Below are 17043 nucleotides of genomic sequence, written 5' to 3'. Positions count from 1 at the left end.
CTGCTATTTTAAGCGTGTGAGAAGACTGGAGGTATCCCAGCGCCCTCCTCCTAGCTTTTGAACGTCAGCGTAATATTGATCAACAAGTGCGGTTAACGCTAGCGTAGAGCCGTTCTTCCTCGATTCTGCAAGCGCTATGTTTAAATCTTTTCTCATCCAATCTACCGCAAACCCGAAGTCAAATTGATTCGTTAACATAGTGCTTGCCCTATTTTCCATTTGCCAAGATTGAGCAGCACCTTTACTGATGACATCAATAACAGCGGCGCAATCTAGCCCTGCTTTCTGTCCAAAATGAAGTGCCTCTGAAAGACCTTGAACGATGCCGGCAATACAGATTTGATTCATCATCTTAGCGAGTTGACCGCTGCCACACTTACCTAGCAACTGACTATGGCGTGCATAGTGCGCTATCACGGGTTCAACCGTTTTGTAGACTGACTCGTCTCCCCCCACCATGATAGTAAGTTGGCCGTTCTCAGCCCCCGCCTGTCCCCCGGATACTGGTGCATCTAGAAAACCAATTTGTTTGCTTTTGCACACTTCATATAATTCCCTCGCAATGTCTGCCGAAGCCGTGGTGTGATCCACTAACACAGCGCCTGCTTTCATGGCGCTTATTGCTTTATTGGCCACGCTCCTAACATCGTTATCATCCCCTACACACATAAAAACGATATCGGCATCTTTAGCGGCAATATCAGGTGCTTCACACACTTTGCCATCAAATTCAGAAGCCCACTTCTTCGCTTTTTCAACCGTTCTATTGTAAACCTTAACGTTAAAACCCGCCTTTGACAGGAAGCCCGCCATAGGATAGCCCATGACGCCGAGCCCTAAAAAACTCACATTCAAATTTGTCATACAAAATATACTCTTATAATAAGTATTCACTGAGACACTATTGCAATGTAGGCAATAATTAAGAAATACTGGTGCAATATAATAGTGCAGAAGTTAACAAAACCGCTTGCATTTGGACACAACAAATTTCTACCCCCCAAAATTTTACAGCAAAAAAGAAAAAATTATGGAAATTTACGAACATACGCTGACAAAAAACAACGGTGAGCACATTTCGCTTAACGACTATCGAGGTAAAGTTTTATTGATTGTAAATACTGCAAGTAAATGCGGATTTACGCCTCAGTATGACGGACTCGAGTCCCTCTACAAGAAATACAAAGATAAAGGGCTTGAAGTATTAGGCTTTCCATGTGATCAATTTGGGCATCAGGAGCCAGGCAGTAATGACGATATTGCGCAATTTTGCACGTTAAATTTTGGCGTAACGTTCCCACTTTTCGAAAAGTGTGACGTTAATGGCCCTGACGCTAACCCGCTATTTGAAGAACTAAAAACGAAAGCACCGGGTTTACTTGGTACTAAGCGAATTAAGTGGAATTTTACTAAGTTTTTAGTGAGTGCTGAGGGGAAAGTGCTGAAGCGTTATGCCCCCACAGTAAAACCTGCAGCCATCGAAAAAGATATTGATGCGCTGCTCGCCTGACAGATAAAGGTGATACTGCACAAAATATAAACCTTTGAACTAGACTAGGAGGTTCATGATGGCATCTAACGAAAACGCTGCTGTAACACGCAAGAGCCAGCGTGTCGCATTTTTCAGTACGAAGCGTTACGAACAAGATGCTTTCATGAACGCTCTAGCGCGTGCCGACGGTAACGCTGAGAAGCAGCTAGATATTATATTTTTCGAGCACGCCCTCAATGCACATACCGCTCTAACCTGTATTGGTTTCACAACAGTTGTGATTTTTGTGAACGACGACATTTGTGATCAAACCATAGAAATACTGAAAAATAATGGCGTGAACCACATTGCACTTCGGTGTGCCGGTTTTAATAACGTGAACATTCGGTCTGCATTTAAACACAACATTGAAGTGAGCCGAGTTCCGGCATATAGCCCTGAAACCGTAGCAGAGCATACCTTGGCGCTCATGCTGACGTTAAATAGAAAAACGCATAAAGCGTATAATCGTGTTCGAGAGGGAAATTTTACGCTAGATGGGTTACTTGGCTTTACGCTTCACAAAAAAACCGTTGGCGTTATTGGAACAGGGAAAATTGGCAAAGCGGTAATAAAAATATTAGTAGGGTTTGGGTGTAACGTACTGTGCTATGACCCCTTGCCAAATGATGAAGTTTGCCAACTTGGCGCAAACTATGTGCCGCTGGCGCGTATTTGGGAAGAAAGTGCGATCATCACCCTGCACTGTCCATTAAACGAACAGAGCTATCATTTAGTAAACGAACAGTCTCTTGTGAAAATGCGTACAGGCGTCATGTTAATTAATACGTCAAGGGGAGGCCTCGTCGATAACAAAGCGATTATCAACGGCTTAAAAAGTGGCAAAATCGGATATTTAGGGCTAGATGTTTACGAGAGGGAGTCAGAGCTTTTTTTTAATGACCTGTCTACAGAAATTATACAGGATGACATCTTCCAACGCTTAACAACATTTCCAAATGTGCTCATTACAGGGCACCAGGGCTTCTTTACAGAAGAGGCCCTAGCAGAAATTGCCTCTACGACGCTTGCAAACATTGTTAGCAAACAAAATCGTATTTTACCATAGCAGTTTAGCTCAACGCAGTATTCGCTATTTTTCTAAAATTAAATGAAAATACTTACCCAGCCACATATAGGGTTCGACCTTATTGTATTGGCGCTCTAGAGCAAGTAACGCATCGAACTTTTCATTCTGGTGGGCAATGTTTCGCATGTAATCGTGGAAACAGCGAATACCGGCTTTATCTTTTATCGAAAACGATTGGGACTCACAAAACTCAATAACTTTAGGCGCACTCAATGGATTATTAGGATTCAGTCTTACTTGTTTTTTGGCTCTCATGCCTTTTTCGATGTAATCAAAATTACCGTAAATCGCATTTGAGAAAAGGTTCGCATCTTGATTAAAAAAACTCAAACTTAGCAGCGCGCCATCTTTCATATTCTGGTGAAGATATGCGATGGCTTCATAGGGGTCACGAAGCCATTCTAAAACAGCATGACAAATAACCACGTCAAATTGCGCCAAATCGTCAATATCGGCCAAATACTGCTGACGCATGGTTACATTTGAAAAACCTTCTAAAACGGTGCTAGCTTCGTCTAATACTTCTCTTGATGCATCCGTTAATACCACCTTATGACCAAGCGATGCGAGATGTGCGGACATGATCCCGGTGCCGCCACCGACTTCGATAATCTTAAGTGGGCCGGTCAAAGGCATAGAAACGAAAGGTGCCAACATATCGCAAAGCAATATATGCCTTAACTTTCCTTTCGTGGTGCCATAAATATTGCTCGAAAATTTCTTCGCAATACCATCAAAGATACGATCATTATTCATGAATTTTATCTACGCAGGGTTATCAATATCAACAAACTCAACGTCAACACTGAAGTGCTCTTTCAGGTGCTCACCAAGTGCTTTTATTCCATAGCGTTCGGTTGCATGATGCCCCGCAGCGAAAAAAGCAACGTCCATTTCCCTTGCTGTATGAATAGTTTGCTCCGATACTTCACCTGTAATAAAGCCATCTACGCCAATTTCGACAGCTGTCTCGATGTAGCCTTGGCCTCCGCCGGTACACCATGCAAGTGTGCTAAGCAGCGACCCGCTTTTATCTTCACACAGCACGTGACGGTTAAGTTTTTTTGATAACAGTGCTGCTACCTCATCGGCTGTCATAGGAGAAGGCAGTTCACCTGTCATAACAACACCCGTGGGCTTAACACCTGAAACCGCTGAAATATTCTCCAAATTAAGTAAGTTAGCAAGCTGTCGGTTATTTCCATACTCAGGGTGAACATCTAAAGGAAGATGATAAGCAAAAAGGTTCAGGTCATTGTCTAGAATTGACTTTATACGTCGCTTCTTCATGCCTACGATAGGCTGCGCCTCACCCTTCCAAAAATAACCATGATGAACAAGAATAGCGTCAGCATTTCGTTTTACAGCCTCATCAATTAGCGCTTGCGATGCAGTTACACCAGTAACTATTTTTTTTAACTGAGGTTTTCCCTCAACTTGAAGTCCATTGGGACAAAAGTCATTAATTTCATGTACTTTCAACAAGCCATCCAGGTACAAACGCAACTCTTTGTTTGATAGTGACACCACTTCCTCCGTGTACAAATTAGACAAAATGTATAAAAAACGTTATATAAAATACGTGAACCGTTTATTATCGCGCACTTTCGTTACTGCTTGTAACCCTAATTTAGACTTTCTGTCTTAATTAATGAGCAACGCTCAACTTCTTGATGAAACTGAACTTGTTCGGGTGCGCCATAATACGCGTATATTTAATGTTGATAAATAAAGAGCAATAAGAATGGCAACTCAAGATAAAGATAAAATCGTTAGCGAATTTATAGAAGCGTATACAGTTAAAAATGGTAAAGCGCCAACCGTCAGTGCGAAAAGTGGTTGGTATAGCGTTAATGGCGGTAAAAATGTTCGACTTGCTCAGATTGAAGAAATGACCCGCGAGTTAAGTACTGGCGGCGGCACTGACGCTAACGCAACCAAAGCACCGGCAAAAACAACGGCCGCCAAGAAAAGTAAACCTAAAAAGGGCAGCTTCTCGGTAAAAAATTATTATGCTGAGAAACTCGTTGCTGAAGCGCCTGGTTCAATTTTACCTCGCTAGGTAAAGACTAACTTTTGGGGTCGCTAGCTAAACCATGCGCAACGAACGGCACTAAATGGCTAATGACCTCATTAATTTCAACATGTTTATTAAAATCGGATTCCGCAATCTCTGTAAGGGCCTGACTAGATGCCATAGAAAACACAAAGCTTCCCATTGCAAAATGAAGTCTCCAAAATAATTCTTCTTCAGGCACACCAGGTAAACATAATCTAATTGACGAAACTAAAGCGCGTATGCACTGACCATAGTCCTGCATAATAAATCGCCGTAAATGCCCTTGAGTTTCATTGTATCCCCTACCCAACAATTTCACGAAATTGGCTGTGCCGTTTTCTGAAACAGCGTTTAGCGCCAGCATTGGTGGAATAAGTGAAGTAAGTAAATGTTCAACACCACGCGTCCCCTCAAGAGAAGGTAATTGGTTTAAGCACTGCTGTACCTCAGGCATTAGAACATCAAAATAACGCTTAAAAACAGCCTGTATTAAGTTTTTCTTGCTGCCGAAGTGATAATTAACAGACGCGAGGTTTACGTCTGCTCTCGCCGTTATTTCTCGCAGCGACGTTTGTGTGAACCCTTGATTTGAAAAGAGATATTCCGCAGCATCAAGAATATCTCGCTTGGTTTGTTTTGCCATATATTATTCTTATTTTTACAGGCACCAAAAACGCATCTTGGTGCCTGGGCTAGTTAAAACCAGTGGCGTGCCTTGCTCCATGTTTTCATAAAAACACGCTCTGCAACATTCGCCGCAGACATACCAAGTTTTTCAGCCACGTTCTTCTTGATTGAATACTTAACGCTAAATATTTCTCGCTTAGGGTAGTGAGACAAAATGTAATCGTCTGAAGTAATAATGTCGTCTACCAAGCCAAGTTCTTTCGCTTTTATCCCTGGCCAATACTCTCCCGTTGCCACTCTATCTATATCCATTGAAGGACGCTGAGCGCTGACAAAGTCTTTAAACAGTATATGAATCTCTTCGATTTCTTGTTTAAACTTCGCTCTGCCCTCGTCATTATTTTCACCAAAAACAGTCAGCGTACGCTTAAACTCTCCCGCTGTATGCTGCTCAAATTCAATATCATTCTTCTTAAGAAGTTTGTTGAAATTGGGCAGTTGTGCCAACACGCCGATACTACCTATATAGGCGAACTGTGATGCCAATAGCTTGTCAGCTACGCACGCCATCATGTAACCGCCACTTGCGGCTACTTTGTCTACCGCTATGGTAAGCGCTAGGCCTTTGTCTTTAATTCGCTGAAGCTGAGAAGCTGCAAGGCCATAACCGTGAACCACGCCGCCGCCACTTTCTAATCTAACAAGCACTTCGTCTTGTTTATCAGCAACACACAAAATCGCAGTAATTTCTTCACGCAAATGCTCAACTTCGCTGGCGTCCATTGAACCCTTAAAGTCTAAAACGAACAACCTAGGTGCAGCAGACTCAGTGTCAGACTTACTTTTTGCTTTCGACTCTTTCTTTTGCTCTTTAGCGAGCTTTTTTAAAGAACGTTTATCAAGCAATACTTCCTTTGCATACTGAGTCACATCTTTAAGCTGATCAGACAGCGACGTGATTTCAAGGTGTCCTTTCCCGGGTTTCTGCTTATTTGCAACCCCTACTACCGTGGACACTATAACAATGAAAGCAAAAACAAATGTGATTACCTTAGCGACGAACAAACCGTATTCGTACAAAAACTCCAAATTCAACTCCTAAAAAGGTTATAGCTAATTAAATAAACCCATGATGACCATTCTAATACGAACAGCTTATTTTGCGACGGGATATTTACAAAGAGGCATTAAATCTCTGCCTTATTCTGTAGAGGATCGATTTATATTGCAATATTGTCTATAACTTAATCAGCAATACCGACAAAACGTAGCCTGATATGTAAATATGAACGCATAAGTATTAATTTCATCTAACAATCACTTAACAAACCTTTGCAAATAGATAACAAAGTCAATACTATGAAGTAACTGTTAACTGGTCTAACTTGTTAACATCTTGTTTGAGACAATAAAAGATGTACTAGAGACTAACAAATCAAACGAGCTAATAACTCAACTTAAGTTCCTGGGAGAAAAAATGAAAAAACTGTTGATCAGCACAAGTATCTCTGCTGCATTTGTGCTCGCTGGTTGCGGTAGCGGGGATGACCTAGAAAGCATTCAAGCTGAAGCGACTATCGAACGCCCTGCATCAAGGATTTTATTTGACCCTGCGGGTAGCGTTCTTAACGTTCCAAGTGACCTTTTTTTCGCGTTAGTTGAACAAACAGACGATGGTACATTAGAATTACCCGACGAAGTAGCTGGCCAGGCTAACGGCGGTACGCCGGACTTTTCAAACCCCTCAGCTGCGCTTGGTGCACTGGATGGCTGGTCTACACAACACCCTTTTACTTTTTCAACCACACACCCTGCAGGCATTACTTTAGACGCAGCATCTGCTGGCTCTCCAGGCGCAATCCGAATTTTTGAAGGTGCAATTGGTGGCGATCTTAATGACGCAGACTGCACCACTGCTCCGCCAATTTCTGGGTGTAAGATTTACAGCGAGCTCACATTCGGTGTTGATTTTGTGACGCAAGCAAGCGGTAACGACGTCGCTGTTATTCCTTTAAAACCGCTGAAAGAATCAACCTCATACTATGTAGCAGTAACAAGCGCCCTCAAAGCAAGCGATGGTCAGTCTGTTAAGCCTTCAACAGGTTATGAAAGCCTTAGCCAAGATATCAACAACTTTCCGTTATCAACAGATTCTCAGCTAGCACTACAGGGCTTAATTAACTCTTACGAAAGTGTCTTGACGTCGCAAGGTGGTGTAGATGAAGAGTCGCTAATATTCAGCTTTACCTTTACGACACAATCAACCACTGAAATTATCGAAACCGTCAAGTCGCTTTCGATAGCTCCTTTTGCGACTGCACTAGCACAGGGCGCATCTCCAGCACAGGCAGTTGCTGCTGGTACACTTCCAGTGCTTGCTGTGAGCGAATCTGAAAATGACACTGCATTTGATGTACTAGCGCCATCACTATTGCCAGCAGCACTGTTAACACAACTTAACGCTGTAGGGCTATCTTCATGTTCTGCTATGGTTTCTGCAGTTCTTGATCCTAGTTCACCATTGAACCCAACGGCTACTCAGGTGTTTTCACAAGTTGCGCCATTTTGTGCAGCATCTTTAAAAGAAGGGACTATCGACCTCCCTTATTACCTTGATCCAGCCGATCCACTCAATGGAAGATGGAGCGCTGCTTGTACCAACGGCCTTGCATTACAAACGATTGGTGCAGAGTCTATTGGTGCACTGATTGGAAATGGAACGGTTACTCCGGGCGTTAATAACGAACTTTGCCAATTAGCAACCGGCGGTCAGCTGCTTGACTTAGACCTCACAAATATAGGTATTAACGATCTTCGACACGTAACGCGATACAGCCCAATCCCTGCTCGCAAAGGCTCAAATGCGGATGGAACTGAAACGCTCAATGTTCAGATCACTGTGCCGGATATTAACATTATAAATATCGTTGCAAGCAACCCTGCGTCTGGTGTTAGTCCAATTGCTTCTGCACCAGAAGCGGGCTGGCCTGTTGTTATTCTCCAGCATGGAATAACTTCACGCAAAGAAGACTTCCTTGCAATAACGGGCGCATTATCGTTAGCAGGTTTTGCTACTGTTGCAATTGACCACCCTCTGCACGGTGAAAGAGGCTTCACTATAGATGGCCAGCAAATTAATGCATCTTCAGCGTTAAATGGGTCGCCTACGGATTACCTAAACCTTGCTTCACTGCTTACTACACGTGACAATAATCGACAAAGCGTTGTTGATGTCATCGGGCTTCGTCTAGGTCTAAACGCCGTTGTAGATACAACTGGGGGAAGCGTTAAATTAGATCCAACAAATGTATCGTTCATTGGTCAAAGCCTCGGTTCTATTACAGGCATAAGCAGTGTAGCCGTTGCGAATAAGTCATTCGGTGAAGGAAACCCACTTGCAAACTTCGACGGTATGTTTAAGTTCAACAGTGCGGTATTTAGCGTACCAGGTGGTGGTGTTGCCGGCTTCTTGATTGAGTCTGTCGCGTTTGGGAACTTAATTAAAGCCAATCTTCTCGCTGGTTCAGCAGGCGATTCAGGTACCGACATTGCTAACATTGCCAATGCATTTTTGGCTGCGGTAGGTGCTTTTGCACAAGAGAACGGCGTGCCTCCAGAGCAAGCGATTGTTGCGGTTTATGAAGGTTTTTACAGCGCGCTTTCTGCTAGCGAGAAAAGCGTAGTGGATGCGACTTTTGCACAGTTTGTTTTCGCAGCACAAACCATCACCGATTCATCTGATCCGAACAATTTTGCAGGCTTATTGTCACAGAACACTAAATTTGTGATGCATGAAGTTGTCGGAGGTGGCACGAATGATGATGGTTCAACAGCGCTACCAGATCAGGTTATTCCTAACTCTACCGTAAGCTCTCCTACCTTCGCGGGTACTGAGCCTTTAGCCGCTTTTGCAGGTGCTCCAGGTGTTTCTGTAACGTCGCAAGGAAACGGCCTAGTGCGTTTTATCACCGGAGAGCATTCATCATTGCTTAACCCCAGTGCTAGTACTGCTGCAACAACTGAAATGCAACGTGGTGCAGCTGCTTTCATCTCAACTGGCGGTGAAACAATCGTGATTACAGATACATCGGTTGTAGCCAACTAAACCCAGTGAAATGTGGCTCGCACGTCTAGTGCGACCTGACTAGCGAAGGAAAAAGTGTGAGCATGTCTCACACTTTTTTTTTGCCTTACGCTTTTTCTTTTCAATGTGCACTGCCCTTTTGTTTACTTCTCTTGAATGTTCCGTATCATTCCCTCTCATAATTAATGATATTTTTTTTCGATGTAAAGAGGCCCAATGAACGACTATCGTGCTCCCGATAATTTGCTCAAAGATAACATTATTCTAATAACAGGTGCTGGCGATGGCATTGGCGCTGAAGCGGCTCGTACATATGCTCGGTACGGTGCAACCTGTATCTTATTAGGACGTACTGTTTCGAAATTAGAAGCCGTGTATGACGACATAGTGTCATCAGGCGGTGCAGAGCCAGCAATAGTTCCCCTTGATCTTAAGGGCGCCACCCCATCTCATTACCAACAAATGACGCAAACGATCATTGACCAATTTGGTAGGCTTGATGGCTTACTTCATAATGCGAGTATTCTTGGGCACTTAAGCGCATTTAAAGACATTGACGCGCAAGAATGGCAAGACGTAATGCAAGTTAATCTCAACAGCATGGTGTACATGACTCAGGCTCTTATACCTGCGCTAGAAAAATCACATAATGCGTCTATCATTTTCACAACGTCTAGCGTAGGCAGAAAAGGACGGGCGTTCTGGGGAACATACGCGGTTTCGAAATTTGCTACTGAGGGCGTTATGCAGACGCTAGCCGACGAATATCAAAATAAATCGTTGCGCTTTAACTGTATCAATCCGGGCGGCACTCGCACAAAAATGCGATCACAGGCGTTTCCTGCTGAAAACCCCGACACACTGAAAACACCTGAAGATATTATGCCTTTGTATTTATATTTGATGGGTAATGACAGTAAAAATGTTAATGGACAGTCTCTTGACTGCCAACCGAAATAGTCATCTATTCGTAAGTATGTAAAAAAACCGCTTAAAATTTCGTTTAAGCGGTTTTTATTAAGCTACATAGATTTTATGTTGCTTAGCTTATTCACCGATTTTAGCCCAAGTGTCTCTGAGGCCAACTGTGCGATTGAAAATAGGCTTGTCGTTGGTGCTGTCACTATCTACGCAAAAGTACCCTGTTCTTTCGAATTGCCACGCCCCTGCTTCAGGAATATTTTCCGTTAATCCAGCTTCAACCCAGCCTTTTTTAACGTCTAACGAGTTAGGGTTAATTGAATCGGTAAAGTTTTCTTCTGCAGCTGGATTTGGCACGTTAAACAAGCGGTCGTAAAGCCTAAACTCAGCGGACTGCGCTGTTGCAGCATCAACCCAGTGGATCACACCTTTAACTTTACGCCCGTCAGCAGGATCTTTACCCAAGGTGTCAGGGTCGTACGTACAATAAACGACGGTTACGTTTCCATCTTCATCTTTTTCAACACGATTGGCTTTGACCACATAGGCATTACGAAGTCGTACTTCTTTATCAAGCACTAATCGCTTGAATTTTTTGTTTGCAGATTCACGGAAATCTTCCGCTTCAATGTAGACTTCACGACTAAAACCGATGTTACGTGTTCCCATGCTTTCATCGTTTGGATGATTGGGAGCAACAAGTGTTTCATTCTGCCCATCATCATAATTTTCGATTACTAGCTTTATTGGGTCTAGGACCGCCATTGCACGAGGGGCGTTGGCGTTTAGGTCGTCACGAATGCATGCTTCTAACATCGACATCTCAACCATGTTGTCCATTTTGGTTACGCCGATGCGCTTGCAAAATTCCACAATAGAACCAGGTGTGTAACCACGACGGCGAAGGCCCGCAATGGTTGGCATGCGAGGGTCATCCCAACCATTAACATGGTTTTCTTCAACTAATTGGATGAGGCGACGTTTGCTTAATACCGTATATTCTAAATTCAGACGAGAAAACTCGTACTGTCGTGGCGTGCACTCAATTGAGATATTCTCAATGACCCAATCATACAGTCTACGATTATCTTGGAATTCTAAAGTACACAGCGAATGCGTTATTCCTTCAATCGCATCTGATATACAGTGTGTAAAATCATACATGGGGTAGACACACCACTTATCACCCGTTTGGTGGTGATGAGCATGTTTTACGCGATAAATAACCGGGTCTCGCATACACATAAATGGCGATGCCATATCAATTTTAGCACGTAAGCTACACTCACCCTCTTTGTAATCGCCCGCCGTCATCTTGGCAAACTCATTAAGGTTGGTAGCTACATCAGTATCGCGATAAGGACTGTTTTGACCAGGTTCTTTAAGCGTACCACGCATTTCGCGCATTACATCTTGTGAAGAAAAGTCGACATAAGCCAGCCCTTTTTCAATCAATTCAATCGCGTATGCATGGAGTTGGTCAAAGTAATTGGATGAGTAACGCGCATCTCCATCCCACGTGAAACCAAGCCATTGCACGTCTTCTTTAATTGAATTAACAAACGTAATGTCTTCTTTTGCAGGGTTGGTATCGTCAAAACGTAGGTTGCACGTACCTGTGTAATCTTGGGCGATGCCAAAATTCAAGCAGATAGACTTGGCGTGGCCAATGTGTAAGAAACCGTTCGGCTCTGGCGGGAACCGAGTTTTAATAGCGTCATGTAGACCATTAGCCAGGTCTTTATCAATAATCTGACGGATAAAATTGGTCGGACGGTGTTCTGTCTCGGCCATTCGCATGCCCCCTTGTGCACGTTGTTTTTTCAAATTCTCAGGGAGTATAACACTGACACAAATAGTTCAACCACGTTTTATTCAATAAAGGCTAACAAGTGATTGATTTACCACCGATGCTACGTTTTATTTTTCGTTTTCCACCAATGTGAAGCCATTAAATGTTTTGTTGTTTCGGCTTTTCTTCGCATAGGTTAAAAATCTCACACAATTCATAAAAAACATGAGTTTATTTCAAATTGTGATAATCTAAATCGGCTGGTAGTTAATAACCGTATTTAGGCGTATGTCTTCGCCATAAGTGGTTTATACAGAACATGGTGTTTATGAAGGAAAAAGCGACCTCTTTTGATATTGCACATCTTGCTGGCGTTTCTCAGTCAACGGTCTCACGTGCTTTAAACAACAGTCCGTTAGTAAACCAAGAAACGCGAGAACGCGTACAACGCATTGCCCGTGAACTGAATTATAAAGTTGACAAGAACGCGAGTAATTTAAGAAAGCAAAAAAGCAGCACTATCGCCCTACTCCTTTTCGAAGATCCTACGTCTGATGACTCGATGATAAATCCTTTTTTTCTTGCCATGCTTGGCAGCATTACTCGAGCCTGCGCACAAGCAAATTATGACCTGCTCGTTTCTTTTCAAAACCTCGACGATGACTGGCATGCTGAGTATGAAGATTCAAATAAAGCCGATGGCATAATTCTTTTAGGGTACGGTGACTATACCAACTATCAAACCAAAGTCGCGCAACTAGAATCGCAAGGTACGCACTTTGTACGCTGGGGTGCACCGGATGCAGCTCATCCTGGTGTCAGTATCGGGTGCGATAACGTTCAGGGTGGTCGAAGCATTACAGAGCATTTACTCTCGATGAATAAGCGTTCATTTGCTTTTATTGGTGATAATGGTGATCATGCGCCAGAATTTAAAGCGCGATTTGACGGCTATTTCAGTGTCTTAGGGGCCCACGGGCTCGATAAAAACAGCGTTCAGCGTAACGCTATCTCTACTGAAGATGCGGGCTCAGCGGCTGCTCGCTCTTTAATTGAAAGCGGAACATTACCTGAAGCAATCGTGTGTGCTTCAGACACTATTGCTATCGGTGTATTAAGAGAGTTAAGACAGGAAAATATTAATGTACCGGACGATGTGGCGGTTGTTGGCTACGACAATATTGCAGTAAGTGCTTATACCACTCCCTCTCTTACCACGGTGCAGCAAAATACAAAGCTCGCTGGTGAATTACTGGTTAACACGTTAATTAAAGCGATTAACAATGAAGTAGTACAAGATTACCTTATGCCTGCTGACGTAATAGTTAGGCAGTCGTGCGGTAGCAAACAAGTCTAGATGGACACAATCCTAGGTATTATTTCGTCCATATCAAATGGCCCATCTCAACGAAATAAGGGAGCATAAAACGAAGTAGATTGTACTACTGGCTCCCTTTCAGAGATTTGTAAACAACTACTGACGTTTCATCTGAGATAATATTACGTCTTTCAACGCTGTATTCTTCACAGGTTCCTCGAGTACCCAAACTTGTACGCCATTTCCATCAACAACCGTCGATAAGGCCTCACCAGGCCCAACGTTAAGTACATCGTTAGATAGTTGCTCTTTCCAATTACCTTCTTGGAGGTATTTGGCAACGTCAAATGTGTCTGGATTTTTACCCTTATTAAGAAGCACTAATGCTATTTGATGAATGTCTTCATTCTCTAGTACACGATAAAAAATAGCTCTGTGCCCTTTTAGCTCTACATTCACCTGAATACCGCGTTGTAAGGCTGGTGTGTTTTTGCGTACATTAGCAATTTTAGACAGTGCGTGATGAATAGGATGAGATTTAGCGCTGTCGATGTTTTCTTGCCCAACGTAATTTCTATTACCTTTATGTTCAGACGTTCCACGCATATAACCAATTTCAGAGCCCATATATACAACGGGGATCCCCCTTACAGTAAACAACCAGTTGTGGGCGTTTATGAAACCGTCATCCGTTGCATTCATTCGCGCCATATCGTGATTGTCGTAGAACGTCGTCAATTCATAAGGATTATGATAAGGGCCGTGCGTCAAATACAAAACGTCTGATAGGCTCTTAAAATCACTGTCGGCAGGATTTTCAAATACCGATACCATGGCTTTTTGCATTGGAAAATCCAGTACACTTATGCCCCCATTTTTTGGCAATGTATGTTGGGCAATGTTATTAGCTTCATAATCAAACGCTTCTCCAAACATAAAGAATTCTGGTTTGTGTTCGCGAATACGGTCCGCAGCTTCCCGCCAAAATTCATGTGGCACATGCTTTATGGTATCGATTCTAAATGCGTCGGCGCCTTGTGAAATCCAATAAAGATAACTGTTAATCAGGTAATCTCGAAGTTTGGGATTTTGATCATTTAGATTTGAAAGCTTTACCAAATCGGGATAATCATGAAAAAAAGCGTGTAGCGGATTATTGTTAGGATCTAGCGATTGCGGAGGTAAATTCTGATGGTCCGCAACTAATTTACCATTAATATCGTAAATTTCGCCGTAGCCAGGTAAATCTGTTTCCATCGAAAAGCTTGGACTGCCGTGATTTCCAACAATATCGAAAACTGATTTGAGCCCGAATTTGCTTCGCATAGTCTGCGTGTAATCTTTTACACTCAGGTCGGAACTTATAAGGTGCTCGTCAGCTTGATAAAAATTGGTTGCCCAGTAGCCATGATATCCCGTTTTACCACCGTCTTTAAACATACCGCCATATGTAATTGGCTCATCACCATTAAACGCATAATCGGGATTATCATGCACAGGAGTCATCCAAACCGCTGTAAACCCCATGTCTGCAATGTATTGAGCGTTGTTTAGTATGCCTTTTAAATCTCCCCCCATGTAGCCAACATATGCCATTTGGCCGTCTGGCCCTTCAAGAGGTAGCCTCCATGTTGGGTAATCACCACCTTGATTTTCATGGTTATTGCTTGGGTCGCCATCGACAAATCTGTCAGTAACAACAAAATAAACGGCCTCACTGGCGAATGGAATGTCGGTGCCAGAAATTATATCTGTAGAACGTTTTTCCCCAACCGACGAGCCTTTGCTACTAGCCGGTGTGAGTGACGTACAACCTGCAAGCATGAGTGCAGAAACAACAAGTGAAAGTGTAGTGCGTTTAAAAGCCATTATTTTTCTCCTTATTGAGCGCTTTTGTCGACTGCTGATTGCACAGAATCGGCTTCTTTTACAAAGAAGACAGCTATTGCTCCAAGGAGCATAGAGATACCCGCAACCACGATGATTTTTTTCGCATCGTTATCGAACAAGCTGCTTAGGATCCATCCCGCTGTCAAACCAGAAACAATTTGAGGTGCCGCTACAGTGAAATTGAATATCCCCATATAAACGCCCGTTTTATTTGCTGGAAGCGAGCCTGCCAGCATTGCGTAAGGCATTGCTAAAATTGCTGCCCACGCTATCCCTACACCAATCATTGGAATAAGCAGCTTTACTGCACCAACGGGTACTGTCACTTCAGTAATCAAAAGATTGACATTGACTAGAGTAAGATCTTGGAACATTAAAAAGCTGACGTAGCTTAAACCCCCAAGAATTAATGAACCTGCATATACCGTTTTGCGACCAAATTTATCCGCAAGACGTGCAAGAAATACTGAAAATATGGCTGCGAAAACAGAATATGCGGCAAATAAAATACCAACCCAATCACCTGCTGCGCCCATTGCTGCACTCACAGACTCGGGAACGCCACCTGCTGCGACAATATAAGCTGGGTCGTACCAATTTTTGTCAATGTTCCAAATATGTTGAGTAATTGCTGGCGTTGTATATACCCACATAATAAACAGCGCAAACCAAGAGAAAAATTGAACAACGGCCAGTTGTTTCATCGTTTTGGGCATATCTTTTACAAGAGCGAAAAAACCTTTAAGGCGTGACAAAGCTGATACCTTCTGTACGGTTTTGGCGCCGGGTTGTTCATCAGAAACGCCCTTGTATTCATTGTATTGCTCTGGTGAATACTCTTTAGTGCGAATGACAGTCCAAATCACTGAGCCTAACAGAACCGTTGCACCAATATAAAAGGCCCACATCACCGAAGGCGCAACCTCTCCCATTTGTGCAGTATTTTCAAGGCCGATAACGTTGGTAAGAACAAAAGGAAGAATAGAGCCAATTACTGCTCCAATGTTTATAAGCAATGACTGTATTGAATATCCTACATTTCTTTGCGTAGGCGGCACCATATCTGATACCAGAGATCTGAAAGGCTGGAAGCAAACATTAAACGATGCATCCATGAGTGCTACCATGAATGCGCCCATGAGCATTGGGGCTAGAAACGCAACGAACAAAGGTGCGTTTGGCAGTAATATCATTCCTATGAACGCCGCGATCGCGCCGCCTAAAATGAATGGACGACGCCTTCCCAACCTGTTCCACGTTCTATCAGACGCAGCGCCAACGATAGGCTGTACAATAAGCCCCATTATTGGAGCCACCAGCCAAAATAAGGAAAGGGAGTGAAGATCAGCGCCCAATCCAGTAAGAATTCGACTCACGTTCGCATTTTGGAGTGCAAATCCAAATTGAACGCCTAAAAAACCAAAGCTTACATTCCATATTTGCCAAAAAGAAAGGCGCGGTTGTGTTGTTTGCATAATTTGCTCTATTTATTGTTATTCATTAATAATGGGGGCTCTGTAAACTAACAAGTCAGTGAATACGCTAGTATTTCGTAATCACACTGTTAACCCTTGGCATATTCAGACGCTGCTCTATTTTTCAATCAGCGTTTTGTACCCACCTGTTTGCGAAGCTTATTCGAATAAATAAACAACAGCATTTTGTTAATGATACGTTAAGTGAACGATGAGTGATGATACTACCTTTGCAAATAAAGGAGGCCAACGTACT

14 protein-coding genes are annotated in these 17043 nt (G+C 43.0%); 6 read left to right on the top strand and 8 right to left on the bottom strand.

Going from position 1 to position 17043, the window contains the following annotated elements; translation table 11 throughout:
- Positions 1-3: 3 nt before the first annotated feature.
- Positions 4-864, bottom strand: a complete 861-nt coding sequence (locus tag BK026_RS04590) for an NAD(P)-dependent oxidoreductase (protein WP_071814744.1) — start codon at positions 862-864, stop codon at positions 4-6.
- A gap of 166 nt (positions 865-1030) precedes the next feature.
- Between BK026_RS04590 and BK026_RS04585 the strand changes: the two genes are divergently transcribed.
- Positions 1031-1510, top strand: coding sequence for a glutathione peroxidase (locus tag BK026_RS04585; protein WP_071817496.1), 480 nt, complete (start codon positions 1031-1033; stop codon positions 1508-1510).
- Between the two features lie 58 nt (positions 1511-1568).
- Positions 1569-2600, top strand: coding sequence for a 2-hydroxyacid dehydrogenase (locus BK026_RS04580; protein WP_071814743.1), 1032 nt, complete (start codon positions 1569-1571; stop codon positions 2598-2600).
- Positions 2601-2624: 24 nt separating this feature from the next.
- On the opposite strand, the gene BK026_RS04575 is transcribed toward BK026_RS04580, so the two are convergent.
- Positions 2625-3377 carry a methyltransferase gene (locus BK026_RS04575; protein ID WP_071814742.1) on the bottom strand — a complete coding sequence of 251 codons (753 nt, stop codon included), beginning with the start codon at positions 3375-3377 and terminating at the stop codon, positions 2625-2627.
- Between the two features lie 9 nt (positions 3378-3386).
- The gene (locus BK026_RS04570; RefSeq protein WP_071817495.1) at positions 3387-4148 is read right to left on the bottom strand and encodes a Nif3-like dinuclear metal center hexameric protein; all 762 of its coding nucleotides are present in this window, start codon (positions 4146-4148) and stop codon (positions 3387-3389) included.
- A 217-nt stretch (positions 4149-4365) separates the two neighbouring features.
- Between BK026_RS04570 and BK026_RS04565 the strand changes: the two genes are divergently transcribed.
- Positions 4366-4683, top strand: a complete 318-nt coding sequence (locus tag BK026_RS04565; RefSeq protein ID WP_071814741.1) for a hypothetical protein — start codon at positions 4366-4368, stop codon at positions 4681-4683.
- A gap of 7 nt (positions 4684-4690) precedes the next feature.
- Here BK026_RS04565 and BK026_RS04560 read toward each other — a convergent pair whose 3' ends face one another.
- On the bottom strand, positions 4691-5323 hold the full coding sequence (locus BK026_RS04560) for a TetR/AcrR family transcriptional regulator (protein ID WP_071814740.1): 633 nt from the start codon (positions 5321-5323) through the stop codon (positions 4691-4693).
- Between the two features lie 53 nt (positions 5324-5376).
- On the bottom strand, positions 5377-6396 hold the full coding sequence (sohB, locus tag BK026_RS04555; RefSeq protein ID WP_071814739.1) for a protease SohB: 1020 nt from the start codon (positions 6394-6396) through the stop codon (positions 5377-5379).
- A gap of 388 nt (positions 6397-6784) precedes the next feature.
- Between sohB and BK026_RS04550 the strand changes: the two genes are divergently transcribed.
- The gene (locus BK026_RS04550) at positions 6785-9412 is read left to right on the top strand and encodes a VolA/Pla-1 family phospholipase (RefSeq protein ID WP_071817494.1); all 2628 of its coding nucleotides are present in this window, start codon (positions 6785-6787) and stop codon (positions 9410-9412) included.
- A gap of 195 nt (positions 9413-9607) precedes the next feature.
- A complete protein-coding gene (locus BK026_RS04545; RefSeq protein ID WP_071814738.1) occupies positions 9608-10351 on the top strand; it encodes a YciK family oxidoreductase in 744 nt (247 codons plus the stop codon).
- An 87-nt stretch (positions 10352-10438) separates the two neighbouring features.
- Here BK026_RS04545 and glnS read toward each other — a convergent pair whose 3' ends face one another.
- Positions 10439-12106, bottom strand: coding sequence for a glutamine--tRNA ligase (glnS, locus tag BK026_RS04540; RefSeq protein WP_071814737.1), 1668 nt, complete (start codon positions 12104-12106; stop codon positions 10439-10441).
- A gap of 326 nt (positions 12107-12432) precedes the next feature.
- Here glnS and BK026_RS04535 point away from each other — a divergent pair, with 326 nt between their 5' ends.
- On the top strand, positions 12433-13461 hold the full coding sequence (locus BK026_RS04535) for a LacI family DNA-binding transcriptional regulator (RefSeq protein ID WP_071817493.1): 1029 nt from the start codon (positions 12433-12435) through the stop codon (positions 13459-13461).
- Between the two features lie 117 nt (positions 13462-13578).
- Here the strand turns inward: BK026_RS04535 and BK026_RS04530 are convergent, their stop codons facing one another.
- Complete coding sequence (locus BK026_RS04530) at positions 13579-15291, bottom strand: alpha-amylase family glycosyl hydrolase (RefSeq protein ID WP_071814736.1); 1713 nt, start codon at positions 15289-15291, stop codon at positions 13579-13581.
- Positions 15292-15302: 11 nt separating this feature from the next.
- The gene (locus BK026_RS04525) at positions 15303-16787 is read right to left on the bottom strand and encodes an MFS transporter (RefSeq protein WP_071814735.1); all 1485 of its coding nucleotides are present in this window, start codon (positions 16785-16787) and stop codon (positions 15303-15305) included.
- Positions 16788-17043: the final 256 nt, after the last annotated feature.

It is taken from the genome of Alteromonas sp. V450, from assembly GCF_001885075.1.
Classification (GTDB): Bacteria; Pseudomonadota; Gammaproteobacteria; order Enterobacterales; family Alteromonadaceae; genus Alteromonas.
Note: the sequence above shows the minus strand (reverse complement) of the source record. Positions and strands in the feature narration are given on the sequence as shown.

Bases quoted from the DNA above. Each gene is read 5' to 3' on its own strand.
- BK026_RS04585 (WP_071817496.1), top strand. From the start codon at position 1,031: ATGGAAATTTACGAACATACGCTGACAAAAAACAACGGTGAGCACATT.
- BK026_RS04530 (WP_071814736.1), bottom strand. From the start codon at position 15,291: ATGGCTTTTAAACGCACTACACTTTCACTTGTTGTTTCTGCACTCATG.
- BK026_RS04575 (WP_071814742.1), bottom strand. From the start codon at position 3,377: ATGAATAATGATCGTATCTTTGATGGTATTGCGAAGAAATTTTCGAGC.
- BK026_RS04550 (WP_071817494.1), top strand. From the start codon at position 6,785: ATGAAAAAACTGTTGATCAGCACAAGTATCTCTGCTGCATTTGTGCTC.
- BK026_RS04535 (WP_071817493.1), top strand. From the start codon at position 12,433: ATGAAGGAAAAAGCGACCTCTTTTGATATTGCACATCTTGCTGGCGTT.
- BK026_RS04590 (WP_071814744.1), bottom strand. From the start codon at position 864: ATGACAAATTTGAATGTGAGTTTTTTAGGGCTCGGCGTCATGGGCTAT.
- BK026_RS04565 (WP_071814741.1), top strand. From the start codon at position 4,366: ATGGCAACTCAAGATAAAGATAAAATCGTTAGCGAATTTATAGAAGCG.
- BK026_RS04525 (WP_071814735.1), bottom strand. From the start codon at position 16,787: ATGCAAACAACACAACCGCGCCTTTCTTTTTGGCAAATATGGAATGTA.
- glnS (WP_071814737.1), bottom strand. From the start codon at position 12,106: ATGGCCGAGACAGAACACCGTCCGACCAATTTTATCCGTCAGATTATT.
- BK026_RS04580 (WP_071814743.1), top strand. From the start codon at position 1,569: ATGGCATCTAACGAAAACGCTGCTGTAACACGCAAGAGCCAGCGTGTC.
- BK026_RS04560 (WP_071814740.1), bottom strand. From the start codon at position 5,323: ATGGCAAAACAAACCAAGCGAGATATTCTTGATGCTGCGGAATATCTC.
- BK026_RS04545 (WP_071814738.1), top strand. From the start codon at position 9,608: ATGAACGACTATCGTGCTCCCGATAATTTGCTCAAAGATAACATTATT.